Genomic DNA, 20,529 nt, shown 5'->3' on the forward strand with positions numbered 1-20,529 from the left:
GGGTCAGCCGCGCAGGCGGCGGACCAGGATGCTCGCGTCGCCCCGGGCCTCCAGGTCGGCGAGGACGACCGCGACCGCCTCGCGCACGATCCGGCCGCGATCGACCGCCAGCCCGTGCTCACCGCGCAGCACCAGCCGCGCGTGTTCGAGGTCCATCAGCTCCTCGGCGGAGACGTACACGGTGATCTTCTCGTCGTGCCGCTCCCGCCCGCTGGGCCGCCGGGGCGCGCTGCGGCGGCGCGGCGGGTTGCCTCCGGCGCCTGCCGGGGCGGGCTGCCGCCCCCCGCTCGGCGCTCCCGTACCGCCACGCGGGGCGGACGCGGCGCTCCCGGGCTGCCCGGGCACGGCCGGACGGGACGCGGGCCGGGGCGCGGGGGCCTCGCGACCGCCCCCGTCAGCCCGGTCGCCGCGTCCGCTGTGTTCCTCGGGCGCGGCCGGTCGCCGCGGTTGCTGGTCCTGCCGCGGCTGCTGGGACTGTTCGGCCTGGGGGCCGGTGCCACCGCTCTGGGACGGGGAGGGCTGAACCCCCGGCCCGCCGGTCGTTCGGAACAGTTCGTCGGCTGCCGGGAGACTCACTCGGCGTGGCACCGGGCGAGCACCTCCCTGGCGAGCTGGCGGTACGCGGCGGCACCGACGGAGTTGGAGGCGTAGGTGGTGATGGGCTCACCGGCGACCGTCGTCTCCGGGAAGCGCACGGTGCGGCCGATGACCGTGTGGTAGACGTTGTCGTCGAACGCCTCGACGACGCGGGCCAGCACCTCGCGGCTGTGCACGGTGCGCGAGTCGTACATCGTGGCCAGGATGCCGTCGAGTTCGAGCTGCGGGTTCAGCCGCTCCTGCACCTTCTCGATGGTCTCCGTCAGCAGCGCGACACCGCGCAGCGCGAAGAACTCGCACTCCAGCGGCACGATCACCTTGTGCGCGGCGGTGAGCGCGTTGACGGTGAGCAGGCCGAGCGAGGGCTGGCAGTCGATGACGACGAAGTCGTAGTCGGGCAGCAGCGGTTCGAGGGCGCGCTGGAGCGTGGACTCGCGCGCCACCTCGCTGACGAGCTGCACCTCGGCGGCCGACAGGTCGATGTTGCTCGGCAGCAGGTCCATCCCGGCGACGGCGGTCTTGAGCAGCACCTCGTCGCTGGACATGCCCCGCTCCATGAGCAGGTTGTAGACGGTGAGGTCCAGCTCCATCGGGTTGACGCCGAGACCGACGGACAGGGCGCCCTGCGGGTCGAAGTCCACGAGGAGGACGCGGCGTCCGTACTCGGCGAGCGCGGCGCCGAGGTTGATGGTGGACGTGGTCTTGCCGACGCCGCCCTTCTGGTTGCACATCGCGATGATCTTCGCGGGGCCGTGCTCGCTGACGGGGCCCGGGATCGGGAAGTACGGCAGCGGGCGGCCGGTGGGGCCGATGCGCTCGCGGCGCTGGCGGGCCGCGTCGGGCGCGAGCGTCGCGGCGTACTCGGGGTCGGGTTCGAACTCGGCGTCGGGGTCGTAGAAGTGACCTTCGGGCAGTTCGGTGTGCTCGGCGTACCCGTCGGGGAGGTGGCCGGGGTCGGTCTCGCCCCCGGCCGCGTCCGCGCTCTGCTGGGCCTGCTGGCTCTGATGGGCTGTCATGGTCGAGGAGTCCTGGTGTGCGGTGAAGGTGCGGACAGCGACGGAGCCGACAGCTCCCCGCCCGGCGAGTTCCTGGCCCGGCGCGGGCGTGCCTGGCAGACCACCCCCGGGAGAAAATGTCGACTCATTCACAAGTCGTCTTACCTCCAATGCCGACCAGGGAACTTGTAGACAGGTCAGTCTGGCACCATGCCGACGTTTGGTGACTCTATGGCGAGTCGGTCGTCCGCAGCAACACAAACCGTCAGAGCCAGCACGATGCACCGGGAACCGAACACCCTCTTGTCAAGGGCGTAACGGGGCCGGGTGAAGGCGTTCCGGGGGGCCGCGAATCGGTTGAACAGTAATATTTCCCGCGAGTTGCCCCGCCCAGCCGTCAACCGCCGCGCCGCTGCGGACACATGAGGCGGCCCCGGCCGGATCACGGGTAGGGGTGATCCGGCCGGGGCCGCCGGAACCGGTGATGTTGACCACCGGCCTTGACGCGCTGCGGCACGTCAAGGGGCGTGCGGTGGTCAGCCGAGCAGGTCGGCGAGGTCCACGCGCTCCAGGCCGTGCGCCTCGGCCACCGGGCCGTAGACGACCTTGCCGTCGTGGGTGTTCAGGCCCTTGGCCAGCGCGGCGTCGCGGCGCAGCGCCTCGGCCCAGCCCCGGTTGGCCAGCTCCAGGATGTAGGGCAGCGTGGCGTTGGTCAGCGCGTAGGTGGAGGTGTTGGGCACGGCGCCGGGCATGTTGGCGACGCAGTAGAACACCGAGTCGTGCACGCGGAACGTCGGCTCGGCGTGCGTGGTGGGACGGGAGTCCTCGAAGCAGCCGCCCTGGTCGATCGCGATATCGACAAGGACACTTCCCGGCTTCATCCGGGACACCAGCTCGTTGGTGACCAGCTTCGGGGCCTTGGCGCCCGGGATGAGCACCGCGCCGATGACCAGGTCGGCCTCCCGTACGGCCTTCTCCAGCTCCAGGGCGTTGGAGGCGATCGGACGGACCTTGGTGCCGAAGATCTTGTCGGCCTCACGCAGCTTGCTGACGTCCTTGTCCAGCAGCGTGACGTGGAAGCCGAGGCCCACGGCGATCTGCGTGGCGTTCCAGCCGGAGACGCCGCCGCCGATGACCACGGCCCTGGCCGCGTGCACACCCGGCACGCCGCCCGGCAGCACGCCCCGGCCGCCAGCGGAGCGCATCAGGTGGTAGGCGCCCACCTGCGGCGCGATCCGCCCGGCCACCTCGGACATCGGGGCCAGCAGCGGCAGCGCGCGGCTCGCCGTCTCGACCGTCTCGTAGGCGATGGCCGTGGTTCCCGACTCCAGCAGGGCGTCGGTGCACTCGCGGGAGGCGGCGAGGTGGAGGTAGGTGAAGAGCGTCTGGTCCTTGCGGAGCCGGTGGTACTCCTCCGCGATCGGCTCCTTGACCTTCAGCAGCAGGTCGGCGGTGGCCCACACCTCGTCCGCGGTGTCGAGGATGGTGGCACCCGCGGCCACGTACTCGGCGTCGTCGATGGAGGAGCCGGCACCGGCGCTCCGCTCCACACAGACCTGGTGTCCGTTGCGGACGAGTTCGAGCACGCCGGCCGGCGTGATGGCCACGCGGAACTCGTTGTTCTTGACCTCGCGGGGGATACCGACCTTCACGTCGATCACGGTCCTTGCCTTCGGGGGTGCTGGTGGGTGCCGGGTGCATCCGGCTCCCGGCACCCACCAGCCCTTACAACAGGATAAAGGCGGCATAACGGGAGCAGCCGGGCAGCGGTCGGGATGACCACGACTCTGCCAGTCTAATGAAGGACTGCGTCCTGTCTAGCCTTACAAAGCAGGAATCTTTTCCGGGATCACTATGGATTTCGTAGGTGGGCCTCACGAGTGGCGGCCATCCGGGTCCTCGTTCACGCCGGTCACGGGCGGCTCCGCACCGGTGGCGACCGGCGCCCGGGCGGCGCGGGCACCGTCCGTCCCGCTCCGCGCCGCGTCCCGCGCACCGGACGCGGCGGTGGACCGCACGCCGCTGGGCCTTGACGGAGCGGGAACGGCCGGTGACCGGGGCTCGCCGAGGGCGCCGCCAGCGCCGGGGGCGCCCTCGGTGCGGGCCAGCAGGCGCTCAGCGGCGGCCCGGTGGGCGGCGGAACCGCCGGTGTCGCCGACCCGGGCACAGGCGTCGGCCAGCCGCAGGCACAGCGCGGCCTCCAGCCGGACGTCGCCAGCCTGGCGCGCCCGCTCCAGCGCCAGGTAGCCGGTGCGCAGCGACTCGTGCGGGCGCCCGGCGTACTCCTGGACCCGGGCCACCTCGCTCAGCGCCCGGGCGTGGGCCTGTGGATTCCGCAGCCGCTTGTACGCGGCGGCCGCCGCCCGCCAGCAGCGCAGCGCCTCGCCCCACTGCCCGGCGTACAGGTGCACCGCGCCCAGGCGGCCGTGCAGCCGGGCGATGCCGTCCCGGTCGCCCCGGGACTGGCACAGCGCGAGCGCCCGCCCGTACCAGTCGGCGGCCCGTGGCCAGTCGGTCAGCTCCGCGTACGTCCCGCCGAGGGAGTCCATCGCGCGGACCGCCGCCTCGGTGTCGCCGCCACCGCCAGCACGGACGGCGGCCAGCGCCGCGCGGTAGCGGTCCAGCGCCACCCGGGGCCGCCCGGTCCAGGCATCCAGGTCGCCGAGGTTCAGCAGGGCGGCGGCCCGCTCCTGGTGCAGGCCACGGCGTTCGGCGACGTCCAGCACCAGTTCGTGCAACCGGTACTGCTCGGGCGCGGTGCGTTCCGGGGGCCGGTGGGCGGCCAGGGCGCGGGCGAGCGCGGCGCTGAAGCGGCGGGCGAGGGTGTCCAGCTCTCCGTCGGCGACGGCCAGGCGCGCCCCGGCCAGCAGCGCGGGCAGCCGCGTGTCCAGCCAGTCGGCGGCCTCCCCCGGAGTCGCGAAGCGCAGGGCGCGGGGCTGGTCGCCCAGCTCGCGGCGCGGCGCGGAGCCGGGTGGCTGGGTCACCGCCCAGCAGGCGTGCAGCTGCCGCACCGCGCGCTCCAGCAGCCGGGCCCGGGCCAGCTGCCGCTCGGCGGGACGTTCGGCGGCCGCCAGCTCCGCGCGCAGCAGCGGGTCCAGGCAGCCGGGCACCCGGTAGGCGTCGGCGGGCAGGGGGCGCAGCAGCCCGAGCCGGGCGAACTCGGTCAGCTGGTCCCGGGCGAACGGCACCGAGCACCCGGCGAGCCCGGCGGCCAGCGCGGCGTCCACCAGGCCGTCCGGGGCCAGGCACAGCAGGCGCAGCAGCCGGGCGCCAAAGGCGCTGAGCGTGCCGTACAGCAGCCGGAACGTCCGCTCGACGGGCGTGCCCGTGCCCTCGGTGGCGGCGACCGTACGGGCGGCCTCCAGCACGGAGGCGTGCGGGTGGGCGGCGAGCCAGCCCCCGGCCAGGGTCAGCGCGGTGGCGTGGTGCCCGCAGCTGTGGGCGAGCCGCTCGGCCGCCCGCGGGTCCACGGTGATGCGGACCTCCGACCCGGCGCGCTGGGCGATGAGGGCGACGGCGGCCGGGGTGTCGAGGCCGCCGAGGGTGCAGGGGCGCACGTCCTGCACGCCGCTGAGCGGCCCCTCGGCGGTGGCGAGGACCACAGAGCCGGGGCTGTCGGGCAGCACCTCGGTGAGCTGTTCGGCCGCCGCCACGTCGTCCAGGAGCAGCAGGGCCCGGCGCTCGCGCAGAGCGGCGCGCAGAGTCTCGGTCAGCTCGTCGGCGTCCGCACCGGGCGGGGCAAGGACGCCAAGCGCGTCGAGCAGGTCCCGGGCGGCGCGCTCGACGGGGACGGGCAGGCCGCCGGGGTCGGTGAGGCGGGCACGCAGCACCCCGTCGGGGTACGCGTCGGCCGCGCGGCGGGCGAACTCCTCGGCGAGCGTGGTGCGGCCGCAGCCGGGGTCCCCGGCGATGAGCAGGACGCGGGAGCGTGGTGCGAGGCGTCCGGCGAGGGTGTCCAGCCCGGCCCGCTCGACGTCTTCGCGCAGCGCGGCGAGTTCGCGCTCACGCCCGTGGAAGGCCGGTGTCCCGGCGTCCGGCCCGCTGTGCACACCGTGATCCGTCACGGGCCGAGCGTAGTGCAGCGGTGATCGGCCCGGACGGCAGCGACGTGCGCTGTGCCCGCCCGGTCACCGCCACGGAGCACGCCCCCGGGTCACTGCCGCGCGGAATCCCGCGCCCGGTGCGGGCACCGCCTCCTGCCCGCCGGGCTCCGGGGCGGCCGTATGCACCGGCCGCGTCTGGCTCCCGTCCCCGAGCCGGGGAACGGGAGCCAGGTGCGCGGGCGCTCAGGCGGGGTAGGGCCGCGCGGGCCAGGCGGCGTCCGCGGGGCGAAGCTGGTCCAGGCCGTCCGTGCTCAGCGCGGCGTGCAGGGCCAGCACGCCGACCGCCAGGCAGGTGTTGTGCAGGTCACCGGCGAGGACACCGCGCACCAGGCCGGGCAGCGGGACGCGGGCCAGCTCCATGTCGGCCTCCTCCTCGGCGACCTCGAACCGCTCGCCCTCCACCGCCGAGAGCTCCCGCGCGAGGAAGATGCGCACCGCTTCGTCCGAGCCGCCGGGGCTGGTGTAGACGTCGGTGAGCACGCGCCAGTCCTCGGCCTTGACGTGGGCCTCCTCGTACAGCTCGCGCTGCGCGGCGAGCAGCGGGTTCTCGCCGGGCACGTCCAGCAGCCCGGCCGGGATCTCCCACAGCTTGTGCCGCACCGGGTGCCGGTACTGCTTGACGACGACCACCCGGCCGGTGTCGTCCAGCGCGAGGATGGCGACCGAGCCGGGGTGGGTCTGGTAGTCGCGGCTGACGGCCGAGCCGTCGGGCATGACCACCTGATCGGTGCGCACACCGGTCTTGTTGCCGGTGAACGGCGTGGCCGTGCCGGTGACGGGCCACTCCTGCGCGGTGTCGGTGTAGCGCTCGCTCATCAGGCGCCCTGCTGACGCTCGACGGCGGCCTTGACGAGCCCGGCGAACAGCGGGTGCGGCCGGGTCGGGCGGGAGCGCAGCTCCGGGTGGGCCTGGGTGGCCACCAGGTAGGGGTGCGTCTCGCGCGGGTACTCGACGTACTCCACCAGCTTGTTGTCCGGGGAGGTACCGGAGAACACCAGCTGCGCCTTCTCCAGCTCGCCCCGGTAGGCGTTGTTGACCTCGTAGCGGTGGCGGTGCCGCTCCTCCACGTACGGCTCGCCGCCGTACACCTCGCGGACGATGGAGCCCTCGGCGAGCTTGGCCGGGTACAGGCCGAGCCGCATGGTGCCGCCCAGGTCGCCCTCACCGGCGACGATGTCGAGCTGTTCGGCCATGGTGGAGACCACCGGGTGCTGGGCGGCGGGGTCGAACTCGGTGGAGTCGGCGCCCTCGATACCGGCCAGGTTGCGGGCGGCCTCGATGATGACGCACTGCAAGCCCAGGCACAGGCCCAGCAGCGGCACCCGGTTCTCGCGGGCGTAGCGGATGGCCGCCACCTTGCCCTCCACGCCGCGCTCGCCGAAGCCGCCGGGGATGCAGATCGCGTCCACGTCGCCGAGCAGGCGTTCGGCGGCTCCGGGGGCCTTGCACTCGTCGGAGGTGACCCACTTGATGGTGACCCGGGTGCGGTTGGCGAAGCCGCCCGCGCGCAGCGCCTCGGTGACCGAAAGGTAGGCGTCGGGCAGGTCGATGTACTTGCCGACGAGCGCGACCGTCACCTCGTGGTCGGGCTGGTGGACGCGGCCGAGCAGGTCGTCCCACTGGGTCCAGTCCACGTCGCGGAACGGCAGGTCCAGGCGGCGCACCACGTAGGCGTCCAGCCCTTCGCCGTGCAGCACCTTGGGGATGTCGTAGATCGACTTGGCGTCGATGGCGGCGACGACGGCGGCCTCGTCCACGTCGCACATCAGCGAGATCTTGCGCTTGATGGAGGTGGGCACCTCGCGGTCAGCGCGCAGCACGATCGCGTCGGGCTGGATGCCGATGTTGCGCAGCGCGGCCACCGAGTGCTGGGTGGGCTTGGTCTTCAGCTCGCCGGAGGGGCCGATGTAGGGCAGCAGCGAGATGTGCGTGACGAAGACGTTGTCGCGGCCGACCTCGTGCCGCACCTGGCGCACGGCTTCCAGGAAGGGCAGCGACTCGATGTCGCCGACGGTGCCGCCGACCTCGGTGATGACGACGTCCACCTCGTCGGTGGCCAGGCGGCGGATGCGGTGCTTGATCTCGTTGGTGATGTGCGGGATCACCTGAACGGTGTCACCGAGGTAGTCGCCGCGCCGCTCCTTGGCGATGACCGAGGAGTAGATCTGCCCGGTGGTGACGTTGGCGGAGCCGTCGAGATCGACGTCGAGGAAGCGCTCGTAGTGGCCGATGTCCAGGTCCGTCTCGGCGCCGTCATTGGTGACGAACACCTCACCGTGCTGGAACGGGTTCATGGTGCCCGGATCGACGTTGAGGTACGGGTCCAGCTTCTGCATGGTGACCCGCAGGCCGCGCGCCTTGAGCAGGGCGCCGAGGCTGGACGCGGTCAGGCCCTTGCCGAGCGAGGAGGCGACACCCCCGGTGACGAAGATGTGCTTGGTCGTCATGGACTTGGGTGGCATGGCCAAGAGGGGGCTCCCGTGGTCGCGAGGTGGGGTGCGCACCGGCGCCCGTCCGGGCCGAAGCCGGGGTGCCGCTGCCTGAGGTTCGCAGGGCCTGTCGTGCGGGACGCAGCACCCTCCGGTCCACGGGCTACCAGGGTATCAGCCAGCTGGCCGCCTGGCGTCCGGCGGGCGGCCACCGCCCACCGGGCCACCGGCTGATCCAGCGGCCTGCTGCTGGCCGGGTGACCGTTTCGAGTCGGCCTGACGATGTGACCAGAGCACCGCCGTCCGCCTATCGTGACGAGAGGGCACTTTCGCCGCCTCACGTCGTATGCTGCTCCGATACTCGCTGGGCAGAAATCAAGATCTCGTACGTCCCACGGGGGGCGTCACCGCCGTTCGACTGGAGATGCCTGTGGCCGGGCGCATCGAGGACTACGCACTCATCGGGGACATGCAGACCGCAGCCCTGATCTGCCGCGACGGCACCGCCGACTGGCTGTGCCTGCCGCGTTTCGACTCGCACGCCATCTTCGCCGGACTGCTCGGGACCGAGGAGAACGGGTTCTGGCGGCTGGGCCCCACACCGGTCGGCGACGCCGAACCGCAGCCCGCCACCCGCCGCCGCTATCGCGGGGACTCGCTGATCCTGGAGTCCGAGTGGGACACCGACCGCGGCACCGTCCGGGTGACGGACTTCATGCCGCCGCGTGACGGGGCCCCGCAGCTGGTCCGCGTCGTCGAGGGCGTCAGCGGGCGGGTGCCGATGACGTCCGCGCTGCGCATGCGCTTCTCCTACGGCTGGGTGGTGCCGTGGGTGCACAAGGTGGACCACCGCACCGTCGCCGTCGCCGGACCCGACTCCGTGTGGCTGGACACCGACGCGGAGACCTACGGCAAGGATCTGACGACGTACTCGGACTTCACCGTCGCGCCGGGCGAGAAGGTGACGTTCACCATCAGCTGGCAGGCGTCCCACCTCAAGCCCCCGCCGTACCCGGAGCCGTTCGTCGCGCTGGAGAACACCGAGGAGTTCTGGCGCGAGTGGGTGGCGCAGTGCACCTACCACGGCCCCTACCGGGAGCCGGTGATCCGCTCGCTGATCACGCTGAAGGCGCTCACCTACGCCCCGACCGGCGGCATCGTGGCGGCGCCCACCACCTCGCTGCCCGAGAACATCGGCGGCGTCCGCAACTGGGACTACCGCTTCACCTGGCTGCGGGACGCGGCGATCACCCTGTCCTCGCTGCTGCGCACCGGCTACCGGGACGAGGCGCGGGCGTGGCGCGAGTGGCTGCTGCGCGCGGTCGCCGGCGACCCGGAGAACCTGCAGATCATGTACGGCATCGCCGGCGAACGCGAGCTGGGCGAGACGGAACTGACGTGGCTGGCGGGCTACGAGGGTTCCACCCCGGTGCGGGTGGGCAACGGCGCGGCCGGGCAGCTCCAGCTCGACGTCTACGGCGAGGTCACCGAGGCGCTGCACCTGGCGCACATGACCGGGCTGGCCCGCAACGACTACGCGAGCGTGCTCCAGCTCAAGCTCATCCGGTATCTGGAGGACCACTGGGACGAGCCGGACGAGGGCATCTGGGAGGTGCGCGGCCCGCGCCGCCACTTCGTGCACTCCAAGGTGATGGCCTGGGTCGCGGTGGACCGCACCATCAAGCTCATCGAGTCCGGTGAGGTGGACGGCCCGCTGGACCGCTGGCGGGATCTGCGCGACGAGATCCACCGCACGGTGTGCGAGAAGGGCTACGACAAGGAGCGCAACACCTTCACCCAGTCCTACGGCTCCAAGGAGCTGGACGCCTCGCTGCTGCTGATTCCGCAGATGGGCTTCCTGCCGCCGGACGACAAGCGGGTCATCGGCACCATCGAGGCCATCCAGCGCGAACTGTCCACCGAGGACGGCTTCGTGGTGCGCTACCCGACGATGGGCGAGGAGGCCGGGGTGGACGGCCTGGAGGGCGACGAGGGCGCGTTCCTGGCCTGCTCGTTCTGGCTCGCCGACGACCTGGCGATGATCGGCCGGGTGGACGAGGCCCGGCAGCTGTTTGAGCGGCTGCTGTCGCTGCGCAACGACCTGGGGCTCCTCGCGGAGGAGTGGGACCCGCAGCTCAAGCGGCAAGTCGGCAACTTCCCGCAGGCGTTCAGCCACGTGCCGCTGATCGACACCGCGCTGCGGCTGACCGCCTCCGGCGCCTACGGCGGCTGACCCGGCCCGCCCCGGCGCCCGGCCCGGGCCAGGGCCGGGCGCCGGGGCGGAGCGGTCGGCGCCGGAGGTTCGGCGGGGATACCCGCTTTCGTTCGGTGAGCGGCTGGCAGGCGCGGGCGGCGGTCAGCGGTCGGCGCGGGCGGCGGCGAGGAGTTCCTCGGCGTGGGCACGGGCGAGTTCGGAGTCCTCCTGGCCCGCCAGCATCCGGGAGAGTTCGCGGACCCGTTCCTCCCCGTCCAGCGCCTGCACGCCGCTGCGGGTGACCGAGCCGTCGCTGGTCTTGCGCACGGCCAGGTGCCGGTCGGCGAACGCGGCGACCTGCGGCAGATGCGTGACGACAACGACCTGCGCGGTGCGCGCCAGCCGGGCCAGGCGGCGTCCGACCTCCACCGCCGCCATGCCGCCCACCCCCGCGTCCACCTCGTCGAACAGGTAGGTGGGCACGGGGTCGGACCCGGCGAAGACCACCTCGACGGCCAGCATCACGCGGGACAGCTCACCGCCGGAGGCACTTTTGGCGATCGGCCGGGGCTGTGCCCCGGGGTGCGGCGCGAGCAGCAGCTCCACCTCGTCGGTGCCGTGCGGGCCGAAGGCGATCCGGTGGCCGTCGATGTCGAGCCCGTCGGCGTCCTCGCTCCGGTTCAGCGCGAAGGAGACGCGGGCGTGCGGCATGGCCAGTTCGGCCAGCTCCTCGGTGACGGCGTCGGCGAAGCGTTTGGCGGCGTCGGCGCGGGCGTCGGTGAGGACTCCGGCCAGGCGGGTCAGTTCGGCGCGCAGGGTGTCGCGTTCGGCGGTGAGTTCGCCGATGCGGTCGTCGTCGCCCTCCAGCTCCGCGAGGCGGGCGGCGCCGTCCTCGGCCCAGGCGAGCACGGCGGTGAGGTCCTCGCCGTACTTGCGGGTGAGCTGGCCGAGCACGGCGCGGCGCTCCTCGACGGCGGCCAGCCGCAGCGGATCGGCCTCCAGCGCGTCGGGGTAGCCCGCGAGTTCCCCGGCGATGTCGGCGAGCAGGATCTGTACCTCACCGAGCCGGTCGGCGAGCTGGGCGAGCGCCGGGTCGTGGGCCCGTACGGCGTCCAGCGCGCGGTGGGCGCCAAAGACCAGGGCGTTCGCGTCCACCGACTCGGGATCGGCCGGGTCCCCGGCGAGCGCTCCGTGCGCGGTGACGGCGGCCGACGCCAGCGCCTCGGCGTGGCCCAGGCGTTCGGCCTCGGCGGCCAGTTCGGCGTCCTCGCCGGGGCGGGGTTCGGCGGCGGCCACCTCCTCCAGCCCGAACCGCAACAGGTCCGCCTCCTGGGCACGTTCGCGGGCCCGGGTGGTCAGCTCGGCCAGCTCGGCGCTGACCTCGCGCAGCCGCCGGTACGCCCGCGTCCACTGAGCGAGCGGCGCGGCGACGGCGTCCCCGGCGTACCGGTCGAGCGCCTGCCGCTGCCGGGCGGGGCGCAGCAGGCCCTGCTGGTCGGTCTGGCCGTGCACGGCCACCAGGTCGTCGCTCAGCTCGGCGAGCAGGCCGACCGGCACGGAACGCCCGCCCAGGTGCGCGCGGGAGCGTCCCTCGGCGGACAGGGTGCGGGTGATGATGAGCGCGTCCTCGTCCAGCTCCGCACCCGCCTCGACGGCGCGGCGGGCGGCGGGCGCATCGCCCGGGACGGCGACGCGGCCCTCCACGACGGCGGCCCTGGCGCCCACGCGGACCAGTCCCGCGTCCGCGCGCCCCCCAAGCAGCAGGCCGAGGCTGGTGACGACCATCGTCTTGCCCGCGCCCGTCTCACCGGTCACCGCGGTGAAGCCGGGAGACAGTTCGAACGCGGCGTCGTCGATCACGCCGAGGGCCTGAATCCGCATCTCCTCCAACACGGCTACGACCATACGCGGTCCCCCGCACCTTCCGGCTCCGGTGCCCACCGATTCCGCCGCCCCTCGCCTCGTGGCCGCCCAGCGGCAGCGTTCAGCGACCGCGCCAGCCCGCCACCGGGAGGGCGAACTTGGCGACCAGCCGGTCGGTGAAGGAGGCGTGGTGGAGGCGGGCGAGGCGGACGGGGACGGCGCCCCGGCGCACCTCGACGCGGGCGCCCGCGGGAAGCTCCACCGTGCGGCGGCCGTCGCACCACAGCACGCCGTTGGGGGTGTGCGCCTGCACCTCGACGGCCAGCACCGACTTGGGCGAGGTGACCAGCGGTTTGGCGAACAGCGCGTGGGCGCTGATCGGGACCATCAGCAGCGCCTCCACCTCCGGCCACACCACCGGGCCGCCTGCCGAGAAGGCGTAGGCCGTGGAGCCGGTCGGCGTCGCGCACACCACGCCGTCGCCGCCGAAGCGGGACACCGGGCGGCCGTCCACTTCGGTGACGACCTCCAGCATGCGTTCGCGGGCCGCCTTCTCCACCGACGCCTCGTTCAGCGCCCAGCCGGTGTAGAGGGGGTCGCCGTCGCTGCCGCCGTTGCGTACCAGGACGTCGATGGTCATGCGTTCCTCGACCTCGTAGTCCCGGGCGACGACGCGGTTCACCACCCGTTCGAGGTCGTCGCGTTCGGCTTCGGCGAGGAAGCCGACGCGGCCGAGGTTCACGCCGAGCATCGGCACACCGGAGGCGCGGGCGAACTCCGCGCCGCGCAGCAGCGTCCCGTCGCCGCCGAGGACGACGAGCAGTTCGCACCCGGCCAGCAGGTCGCCGCCGCCGTCCACCACCTCGACGGCGCTGGGCAGCGGCAGGTCGCGGGCCTCGTCGGCCAGCACGCGCACCCCCAGCCCGTGCCGCAGCAGGCCCTGCACGACGAGTTCGGCGCTGCGGATGGCGGCCGGCCGGCCGGTGTGGGCGAGCAGGAAGACGGTGCGCTGGTGACTGTCGCTGATCACTGGGGCCCCTCCGCCACGGCTCGGTCCACGTCGGCCGGGTCGAGGTCGGGCGCCCCGGCACGCAGCCACAAGAAGTATTCGACATTGCCGGACGGTCCGGGCAGCGGGCTGGCGGTGACACCGAGCACACCCAGACCCAGACCGGCGGCCTGCCGTCCCACCGTACGGACGGCGTCGGCGCGCAGTTCACGGCTGCGGACGACGCCACCGCTGCCGAGCCGTTCGCGCCCCACCTCGAACTGGGGCTTGACCATGAGCACCAGGTCGGCGTCCGGTGCCGTGCAGGCGAGGAGGGCGGGCAGCACCAGGCCGAGCGGGATGAAGGACAGGTCGCCCACGACGAGATCGACCCGCTGCCCGTCGAGGGTCCGCGGGGTCAGTTCGCGCACGTTGGTGCGGTCCTTGACGATGACGCGCTCGTCGCTGCGCAGACTCCACGCGAGCTGTCCGTAGCCGACATCCACGGCGAACACGCGCGCGGCCCCGGCGCGCAGCAGCACGTCGGTGAAGCCGCCGGTGGAGGCTCCGGCGTCCAGCGCGGTGCGGCCGCGCACGGCCAGCCCGCGCGGGGTGAAGGCGGCCAGGGCACCGGCGAGCTTGTGACCGCCCCGGGAGACGTAGTCGGGGTCACCCTCGTCGGCGCGCACGACGATGGCCGCGCCCGTCTCGACCTGCGTGGCGGACTTCGCGGCCGTCGTGCCGCCCACGGTGACGCGGCCGGCCGCGATGAGCTGCCCGGCGTGCTCGCGGGAGCGGGCCAGCTTGCGGCGCACCAGCTCCGCGTCGAGGCGGGCACGGCGTGGGCGTGTGGCGGCCACGTGCGGTTCAGCTCCCGGGGTCGTGCTGGTCGAGCGCGGTCAGCGTGCTGCGCAGACCGTGGTGCACATTCTCGTACACCTCCAGGTGTGCGGAGACCTCCAGCCGGTCGGCGTCCGCGAGCCGCCGCAGCCGCGCGTCCACCTCCGGGTGCCCGGTGGGCGTGACGGCCACGCCGAGCGGACGCGGCCCGGCGGGCTGGCCGTCTTCGGTACCAGCGTCGGCGGGCACGGACGTGGCGTGGGTGTCACCGGCCACCGAATCGGCGTGCTCAGCGCCTGCGTCCGGCGCCACCCCGGCCCGGGCTTCCGGCGCCACCCCGGGCCGGGCTTCCGGCGCCGCCGGGAGCCACGCGGTGGGGGTCTGCGGCACGGCGTCCTCGTCCCTGCGATCCATGGCCCCGACGCTACACGGCCCCACGCCCGCAAGCGGCGGGCACCGCCAGCGTCAGAAACCCAGCGCCGCGACCGCCTTGTCCACCGGACCGTGGTAGTCGGCCGCCCACGCGGCGGCGCACAGCGCCCGGAGCCCGTCGAAGGGCTCACCCTCCCCGTCGAGCACCAGAGCGCCGCCCACCACGTCAGCGGCCCACCCACCGCAGGCGAACGCGGTGCCGGTGCGCACGGGCGCGGCGTGCGGGGCGGCCAGCCCGCGCAGATCGGCGGCCACGTAGGCCGGACGGTGCTCCGGCCGCGCCCGCACCAGCCCGGCGGCATCCGTCACCCCGGTCAGGACCAGCAGCGCGTCCACGCCGCCCGCGTGGGCGCCCTCGATGTCGGTGTCCAGCCGGTCCCCCACGACCAGGGGCCGCCGCGCCCCCGTGCGCAGAATCGTCTCCCGGTGCATCGGCGGCAGCGGCTTCCCGGCGACCTGCGGCTCGGGCGCGTCCCGCATCCACCGGGTGGCGATGCGCACCACCTCCACCGCCGCTCCGTTGCCCGGGGCGATGCCGCGTCCGCTGGGGATGGTGAGGTCGGTGTTGGACGCGTACCAGGCCGCGCCGCGTCCGACCGCGAACGCTGCCTCAGCCAGCCGGGCCCAGGCCAACTCCGGCCCGCCGTAGCCCTGGACCACCGCCACGGGGTTGTCGTCGGCCGAGTCCACGAGCGTCAGCCCCCGCTCCCCCAGAGCCACCCGGAGCCCCTCACCGCCCACGCACAGCACGCGCGCGCCCGGCGGGTGCTGCTCGGCGATGAGCCGGGCGACCGCCTGCGCCGAGGTGACCACGTCCTCCGGCGTCGCGGCCACCCCGAGTGACGTCAGGTGTCCGGCCACCGTCCGGGGCGTGCGGGCGGCGTTGTTGGTGACGTAGGCCAGCCGCATCCCGGCCGCCCGCGCCGCGTCCAGCGCGGGCACGGCGTGCGGGACCGCTTCGCCGCCCCGGTAGACGACGCCGTCCAGGTCGAGCAGGGCGGTGTCGTACGCGGCGTGCAGCGGCTGCCCGCAGGATCGCAGCATGGCGGGTGTCTCCTCCTGGTGAAGCGGATCGCTGTGGTGCGGTGATCGTCTCTCGTGCGAGTCATCGCTCGTCGTTCGGTGGATCGCTCGGCGTTGGGTGGATCGTTCGGCGTTGGGTGGATCGTTCGGCGTGCGGTGGATCGTTCGGCGGGGCGAGCGTTCCGGCCATCCTGCCCCCGGCTCCCGGTAAGGACCGTAACCCGGCTTAGCATGCTGGGATGCATGCTGACGGTCTGCGCCTGGTCCCCTTCCGTGGTCTGCGCTACGCGCCGGAGCGGGTGGGCAGTCTCGCCGCCGTCACCTCGCCGCCCTATGACGTCGTCGTCCGGCCTGACCAGGTGGAACAGCTGGAGACCGCCGACCCGTACAACATCGTCCGCCTCATCCTCCCGCACACCGCCGACCCGTCCGCCCGGCACCGCAAGGCGGCCGAGACGCTGCGCGAGTGGGAGGCCGACGGCGTCCTGACGCGCGACGCGGAGCCAGCGCTGTACGTCTACGAGCAGCGCCACGGCGAGTCGCTGCAACGCGGGCTGATCGGCGCCCTGCGGCTCACCCCGCCCGGGGAGGGCGTCGTCCTGCCGCACGAGGACGTGATGCCGCAGGTGGTCGAGGACCGGCTGGCGCTGATGCGCGAGACCGGCGCCAACCTGGAACCGCTGCTGCTGTCCTACCGGGGTGAGGGCACGGCGACGGGCGCGGCGGCCGTCATCGAGCGGGCGGCCAAACGGGCCCCCCTGCTGTCCACGACCACCACGGACGGTTTCGCGCACCGCCTGTGGGCGGTGACCGACGCGGCCGAACTCGCCGAGGTGGACGCCGACCTGACGCACCGCCGCGCGCTGATCGCCGACGGCCACCACCGCTGGGCCACCTACCTGCGGCTGCGGGAGACCCACCCCGAGCGGCCCGAGTGGAACCACGGCCTGGTGCTGCTGGTGGACACGGTGCGCTACCCGCTGCGCGTCGCCGCCATCCACCGCTTCCTGCCGCACCTGACGCCCGCCGCCGCGCTCGCCGGGCTGGCGGGCGCCTTCCGTGCCCGTCCGCTGCCCGGCCCGCTCCCGGCGGCGCTGGAAGCCCTCGCGGAGGCCGAGGGCACCGCGTTCCTCCTGTCCGGCGGCCCCGGCGCCTTCCACCTCATCGACCGTCCCGACCCGGGCCTGCTGTCCCGCACCGTGCGCGCCGACCGCCCCGCCGCGTGGCGCACCCTGGACGCCACCGTCCTGCACGCCGCGCTGCTCGACGCGGTGTGGCGGGTGCCCGACGGTCCCGCGCACATCGGTTACCTGCACTGCGCGGAGGCGGCCGTGGCCAAGGCGGAGCACACCGGCGGCACGGCGGTGCTGATGCGCCCGGTCGCGGAGTCCACGGTCCGCGAGCTGGCTCAGCAGGGTGTCACGATGCCCCGCAAGTCCACGTCCTTCGGCCCCAAACCCGCCACGGGCCTGGTCCTGCGCACCCTCGACGCCCCCGGCTGATCCGGGCGGCGCAGCCCCACCGGCTGGCGTCCTCCTCACTCCGGTCGGGCTCACCGTCACGGAGCTGCCGCACGCCGCCGAGCCCCGGGGCAGCGGGGCCGCCGCCCACGCCGACGCGTGTGCCTGTGGCCGCCGAACCGCTGGTGGGCGGCACCCGACTGACTCGGGTACCGCCCACCACCTCGCAGCTACCGGGGCAGCGCGCGACTCAGCGCTCCGGACGCTCTCCGGAAGCGGCGCCGTCGTCGGCGGCGGGAGCGCCCTCCGTAGCCTGCGGCTCCTCCTCTGCCTCCGGGTCGAAGGCGTCCAGGAACTCGATCCCGTCCAGCTCCGCCAGGCGGTCCGACGCGTCCGTCACCCCGCTCTGGTCCGCCTCCAGCGCCTTGGCGAACCACTCGCGCGCCTCCGCCTCACGGCCCACGGCCAGCAGCGCGTCGGCATACGCGTACCGCAACCGCGCCGACCACGGCTGCACCGAACCCGAGGCCAGCTCCGGGCTCTGCAGCGTGACAACAGCGGCCTCCAGCTGGCCCATGTCGCGCCGTGCCCCGGCGGCCACCAGGCGCATCTCCACCTGGCCCGCCTTGTCGAGCTTGTGCACCTCCGGCTCCCCCGCCATGGCAAGCGCCTTCTCCGGGCGGCCCATCCCGCGTTCGCAGTCGGCCATCACCGGCCACAGGTGCTGCGAACCCGTCATACGCCGCGCCGCCCGGAACTCGGCCAGTGCCTCGGCGTACTTCTGGCTCCCGTACGCCGCGAAGCCCATCGCCTCCCGCACGGCGGGCACGCGCGAAGCGAGCCGCAGCGCCACCTTGGCGTACCCGTACGCCTGCTCCGGGTCTTCCTCCAGGGTCCGGGCGACCATGACCAGGTTCTTGGCCACGTCTTCGGCGAGCGTCTTCGGCAGGCTCATCAGCTCCTGCTTGACGTCCTTGTCGATCTCCTCGCCGGTGACGTCCTCGGGGATCGGCAGTCGGCGCACGAACTCGCGCGGACGCTCGTCTCGCCAGTTGTCGCGCCGGTCGTCCCGCCGGTAGCCGTCACCGCGCGGGCCTCGCGGCCCACCACCGGAACGGAAGCCATCCCGGCCACGGTCGTCACGCCGTGCACCGCCATAGGGACGACGGCCCCCGCGCTCGTCATGGCGGTAGCCGCCCCGGGGCCGTTCCTGCCCCTCGTCCCGCCGGGGCTCTCGTCGGTCGTCGCGCCGGTAGTCGGGACGGTCGTCGCGGCGGTGCTCACGGCGGTAGTCGGGACGGTCGCCACGGCGGTAGTCGGGACGGTCGCCACGGCGGTAGTCGGGACGGTCGTCACGCCACTCGGTGCGGCGGCCCTCGTGCACGTCACGACGCTCACGCCGACCGCCCCGGTCGTCGTCGCGGCGGAACGGACGCCGGTCATCGCCCCGTTCACCACCTCGGGGTCGCTCCGGCCGGTCACCCCGGACGAACCGTGGCCGCTCCTCCCGGCGGAAACCACGCTGATCGTCGCGCCGGAAGCCCCGGTCGTCATCGCGCCGCTCGTCCCGACGGAACTCCCGGCGCTCACCGCGCGGACGCTCCTCCCGGCCGCCGGACCCACCCCGCTCGTCACGCCGGTAACCGCCGCGCTCGTCACGGCGGAAGCCCCCGCCATCGTGCCGCCGGAATCCTCCACGAGCGTCCCGACGGTCGTCGCGGCGGTCATCTCGTCGCTCACCCGAGCGCCCGAAGCCACCTGATCCACCCCGCCGGTCGTCTTCCCGGCGGAAGCCCCCGCCGTCACGCCGGTCCGGGCGGAATCCACCTCGGTCACGGTCATCGTTCCGGCGCGGCCCGCGCGGACGGTCGTCCCGGTCCCGGCGAAACCCGCCCTGACCGGGGTCACGGCGGTCGCCGCCCCGGTACCCACCTCGGTCACGGTCATCGTCTCGGCGCGGCCCGCGCGGACGGTCGTCCCGGTCCCGGCGAAACCCGCCCTGGCGGGGGTCGCGACGGTCACCACCCCGGTACCCGCCACGGTCGCCGGAGCCGGAACGACGCGGGCGCTCGGACCTCTCAGGCCGGTCCGGCCGCTCCTCAGATGAATTCGACATGGGGGTGTCTCCTAGCTCCGTGTTTCACATTCGATGTCGCGCGCTCGCCCCCTGCGGGCGCGCGGAAAACAAAAAAGACCGCTGGTCCCAGCATGTCGCTGGGACCAGCGGTCCTCAAAGATTGTTCGGCGGCGTCCTACTCTCCCACACGCTCCCGCATGCAGTACCATCGGCGCTGAAAGGCTTAGCTTCCGGGTTCGGAATGTAACCGGGCGTTCCCCTAACGCTATAACCACCGAAACCCTATCACCGCTCCGAAGAGCGGAAGTCTGACAAGGTCAGCGAACAAGCACTCTGTTCAGTTAATGACCCAACTCACCGGCAAGCTGTTTGCTGCCTGGGAGCTACACAGTGGACGCGAAGCATCTATGGACAAGCCCTCGGCCTATTAGTACCGGTCAACTCCACCCCTTACAGGGCTTCCATATCCGGNCCTCATCTCGAAGCAGGCTTCCCGCTTAGATGCTTTCAGCGGTTATCCTTTCCGAACGTAGCCAACCAGCCATGCCCTTGGCAGAACAACTGGCACACCAGAGGTCCGTCCGTCCCGGTCCTCTCGTACTAGGGACAGCCCTTCTCAAGACTCCTACGCGCACAGCGGATAGGGACCGAACTGTCTCACGACGTTCTAAACCCAGCTCGCGTACCGCTTTAATGGGCGAACAGCCCAACCCTTGGGACCGACTCCAGCCCCAGGATGCGACGAGCCGACATCGAGGTGCCAAACCATCCCGTCGATATGGACTCTTGGGGAAGATCAGCCTGTTATCCCCGGGGTACCTTTTATCCGTTGAGCGACGGCGCTTCCACAAGCCACCGCCGGATCACTAGTCCCGACTTTCGTCCCTGCTCGACCCGTCAGTCTCACAGTCAAGCTCCCTTGTGCACTTACACTCACCACCTGATGACCAACCAGGCTGAGGGAACCTTTGGGCGCCTCCGTTACCCTTTAGGAGGCAACCGCCCCAGTTAAACTACCCACCAGACACTGTCCCTGATCCGGATCACGGACCCAGGTTAGACATCCAGCACGACCAGAGTGGTATTTCAACAACGACTCCACCACCACTAGCGTGATAGCTTCACAGTCTCCCACCTATCCTACACAAGCCGAACCGAACACCAATATCAAGCTATAGTAAAGGTCCCGGGGTCTTTCCGTCCTGCTGCGCGAAACGAGCATCTTTACTCGTACTGCAATTTCACCGGGCCTATGGTTGAGACAGTCAAGAAGTCGTTACGCCATTCGTGCAGGTCGGAACTTACCCGACAAGGAATTTCGCTACCTTAGGATGGTTATAGTTACCACCGCCGTTTACTGGCGCTTAAGTTCTCAGCCTCGCCCTACCGAAATAGAGCTAACCGGTCCCCTTAACGTTCCAGCACCGGGCAGGCGTCAGTCCGTATACATCGCCTTACAGCTTCGCACGGACCTGTGTTTTTAGTAAACAGTCGCTTCTCGCTGGTCTCTGCGGCCACCCCCAGCTCA

Annotated in this window: 15 protein-coding genes and 2 rRNA genes (1 of these 17 cut by a window edge); 3 read left to right on the forward strand and 14 right to left on the reverse strand. The window is 72.7% G+C overall.

Annotation, left to right across the window (positions count from 1 at the left end; all coding sequences use genetic code 11):
- Nucleotides 1–3: 3 nt before the first annotated feature.
- The 6 genes from JJV70_RS09040 to JJV70_RS09065 form a co-directional block, all read right to left on the reverse strand.
- Nucleotides 4–588, reverse strand: a complete 585-nt coding sequence (locus tag JJV70_RS09040; protein ID WP_219047249.1) for a hypothetical protein — start codon at nucleotides 586–588, stop codon at nucleotides 4–6.
- Nucleotides 573–1,745: a ParA family protein gene (locus tag JJV70_RS09045; protein ID WP_219047250.1), complete on the reverse strand. Its 1,173-nt coding sequence runs from the start codon at nucleotides 1,743–1,745 to the stop codon at nucleotides 573–575. The genes JJV70_RS09040 and JJV70_RS09045 overlap by 16 nt, the downstream gene beginning before the upstream one ends.
- A 383-nt stretch (nucleotides 1,746–2,128) precedes the next feature.
- Nucleotides 2,129–3,244, reverse strand: coding sequence for an alanine dehydrogenase (gene ald, locus JJV70_RS09050; RefSeq protein WP_219047282.1), 1,116 nt, complete (start codon nucleotides 3,242–3,244; stop codon nucleotides 2,129–2,131).
- A gap of 222 nt (nucleotides 3,245–3,466) precedes the next feature.
- Complete coding sequence (locus tag JJV70_RS09055) at nucleotides 3,467–5,656, reverse strand: tetratricopeptide repeat protein (RefSeq protein ID WP_308294751.1); 2,190 nt, start codon at nucleotides 5,654–5,656, stop codon at nucleotides 3,467–3,469.
- 222 nt (nucleotides 5,657–5,878) lie between these two features.
- Complete coding sequence (locus tag JJV70_RS09060; RefSeq protein WP_219047251.1) at nucleotides 5,879–6,511, reverse strand: NUDIX hydrolase; 633 nt, start codon at nucleotides 6,509–6,511, stop codon at nucleotides 5,879–5,881.
- On the reverse strand, nucleotides 6,511–8,157 hold the full coding sequence (locus JJV70_RS09065; RefSeq protein ID WP_219047252.1) for a CTP synthase: 1,647 nt from the start codon (nucleotides 8,155–8,157) through the stop codon (nucleotides 6,511–6,513). The genes JJV70_RS09060 and JJV70_RS09065 overlap by 1 nt, the downstream gene beginning before the upstream one ends.
- Nucleotides 8,158–8,548: 391 nt before the next feature.
- Between JJV70_RS09065 and JJV70_RS09070 the strand changes: the two genes are divergently transcribed.
- Nucleotides 8,549–10,357 (forward strand): glycoside hydrolase family 15 protein, encoded by a 1,809-nt coding sequence (locus tag JJV70_RS09070; protein WP_219047253.1) that lies wholly within the window; start codon nucleotides 8,549–8,551, stop codon nucleotides 10,355–10,357.
- A 123-nt stretch (nucleotides 10,358–10,480) separates the two neighbouring features.
- On the opposite strand, the gene recN is transcribed toward JJV70_RS09070, so the two are convergent.
- The 5 genes from recN to JJV70_RS09095 all read right to left on the reverse strand — a co-directional run bounded on the left by recN (nucleotide 10,481) and on the right by JJV70_RS09095 (nucleotide 15,485).
- A complete protein-coding gene (gene recN, locus JJV70_RS09075) occupies nucleotides 10,481–12,223 on the reverse strand; it encodes a DNA repair protein RecN (protein WP_219047254.1) in 1,743 nt (580 codons plus the stop codon).
- A gap of 79 nt (nucleotides 12,224–12,302) precedes the next feature.
- Nucleotides 12,303–13,211, reverse strand: a complete 909-nt coding sequence (locus JJV70_RS09080) for an NAD kinase (RefSeq protein WP_219047255.1) — start codon at nucleotides 13,209–13,211, stop codon at nucleotides 12,303–12,305.
- Nucleotides 13,208–14,029, reverse strand: a complete 822-nt coding sequence (locus JJV70_RS09085) for a TlyA family RNA methyltransferase (protein WP_219047256.1) — start codon at nucleotides 14,027–14,029, stop codon at nucleotides 13,208–13,210. The genes JJV70_RS09080 and JJV70_RS09085 overlap by 4 nt, the downstream gene beginning before the upstream one ends.
- 7 nt (nucleotides 14,030–14,036) lie before the next feature.
- Nucleotides 14,037–14,423 (reverse strand): hypothetical protein, encoded by a 387-nt coding sequence (locus JJV70_RS09090; protein ID WP_257573629.1) that lies wholly within the window; start codon nucleotides 14,421–14,423, stop codon nucleotides 14,037–14,039.
- Nucleotides 14,424–14,474: 51 nt separating this feature from the next.
- Nucleotides 14,475–15,485, reverse strand: a complete 1,011-nt coding sequence (locus JJV70_RS09095; RefSeq protein ID WP_219047257.1) for an HAD hydrolase-like protein — start codon at nucleotides 15,483–15,485, stop codon at nucleotides 14,475–14,477.
- Between the two features lie 218 nt (nucleotides 15,486–15,703).
- Here JJV70_RS09095 and JJV70_RS09100 point away from each other — a divergent pair, with 218 nt between their 5' ends.
- Nucleotides 15,704–16,966, forward strand: coding sequence for a DUF1015 family protein (locus JJV70_RS09100; RefSeq protein ID WP_219047258.1), 1,263 nt, complete (start codon nucleotides 15,704–15,706; stop codon nucleotides 16,964–16,966).
- A gap of 208 nt (nucleotides 16,967–17,174) precedes the next feature.
- On the opposite strand, the gene JJV70_RS09105 is transcribed toward JJV70_RS09100, so the two are convergent.
- Entirely contained in the window at nucleotides 17,175–17,939 is a 765-nt protein-coding gene (locus JJV70_RS09105; RefSeq protein WP_219047285.1) for a tetratricopeptide repeat protein, read from the reverse strand.
- Between the two features lie 363 nt (nucleotides 17,940–18,302).
- On the opposite strand from JJV70_RS09105, the gene JJV70_RS23185 reads away from it, so the two are divergent.
- Nucleotides 18,303–18,686, forward strand: a complete 384-nt coding sequence (locus JJV70_RS23185; protein ID WP_219047259.1) for a hypothetical protein — start codon at nucleotides 18,303–18,305, stop codon at nucleotides 18,684–18,686.
- Nucleotides 18,687–19,163: 477 nt separating this feature from the next.
- Here the strand turns inward: JJV70_RS23185 and rrf are convergent.
- Together rrf and JJV70_RS09120 are read right to left on the reverse strand one after the other, a co-directional pair.
- Nucleotides 19,164–19,280 (reverse strand): 5S ribosomal RNA (gene rrf / locus JJV70_RS09115).
- Nucleotides 19,281–19,408: 128 nt separating this feature from the next.
- Nucleotides 19,409–20,529: ribosomal RNA gene (locus JJV70_RS09120) — 23S ribosomal RNA — on the reverse strand; it runs 1,576 nt beyond the window's last position.

Origin of the sequence: Streptomyces sp. JJ66 (assembly GCF_019303495.1) — a bacterium.
In the GTDB taxonomy this organism is placed as follows: Bacteria; Actinomycetota; Actinomycetes; order Streptomycetales; family Streptomycetaceae; genus Streptomyces.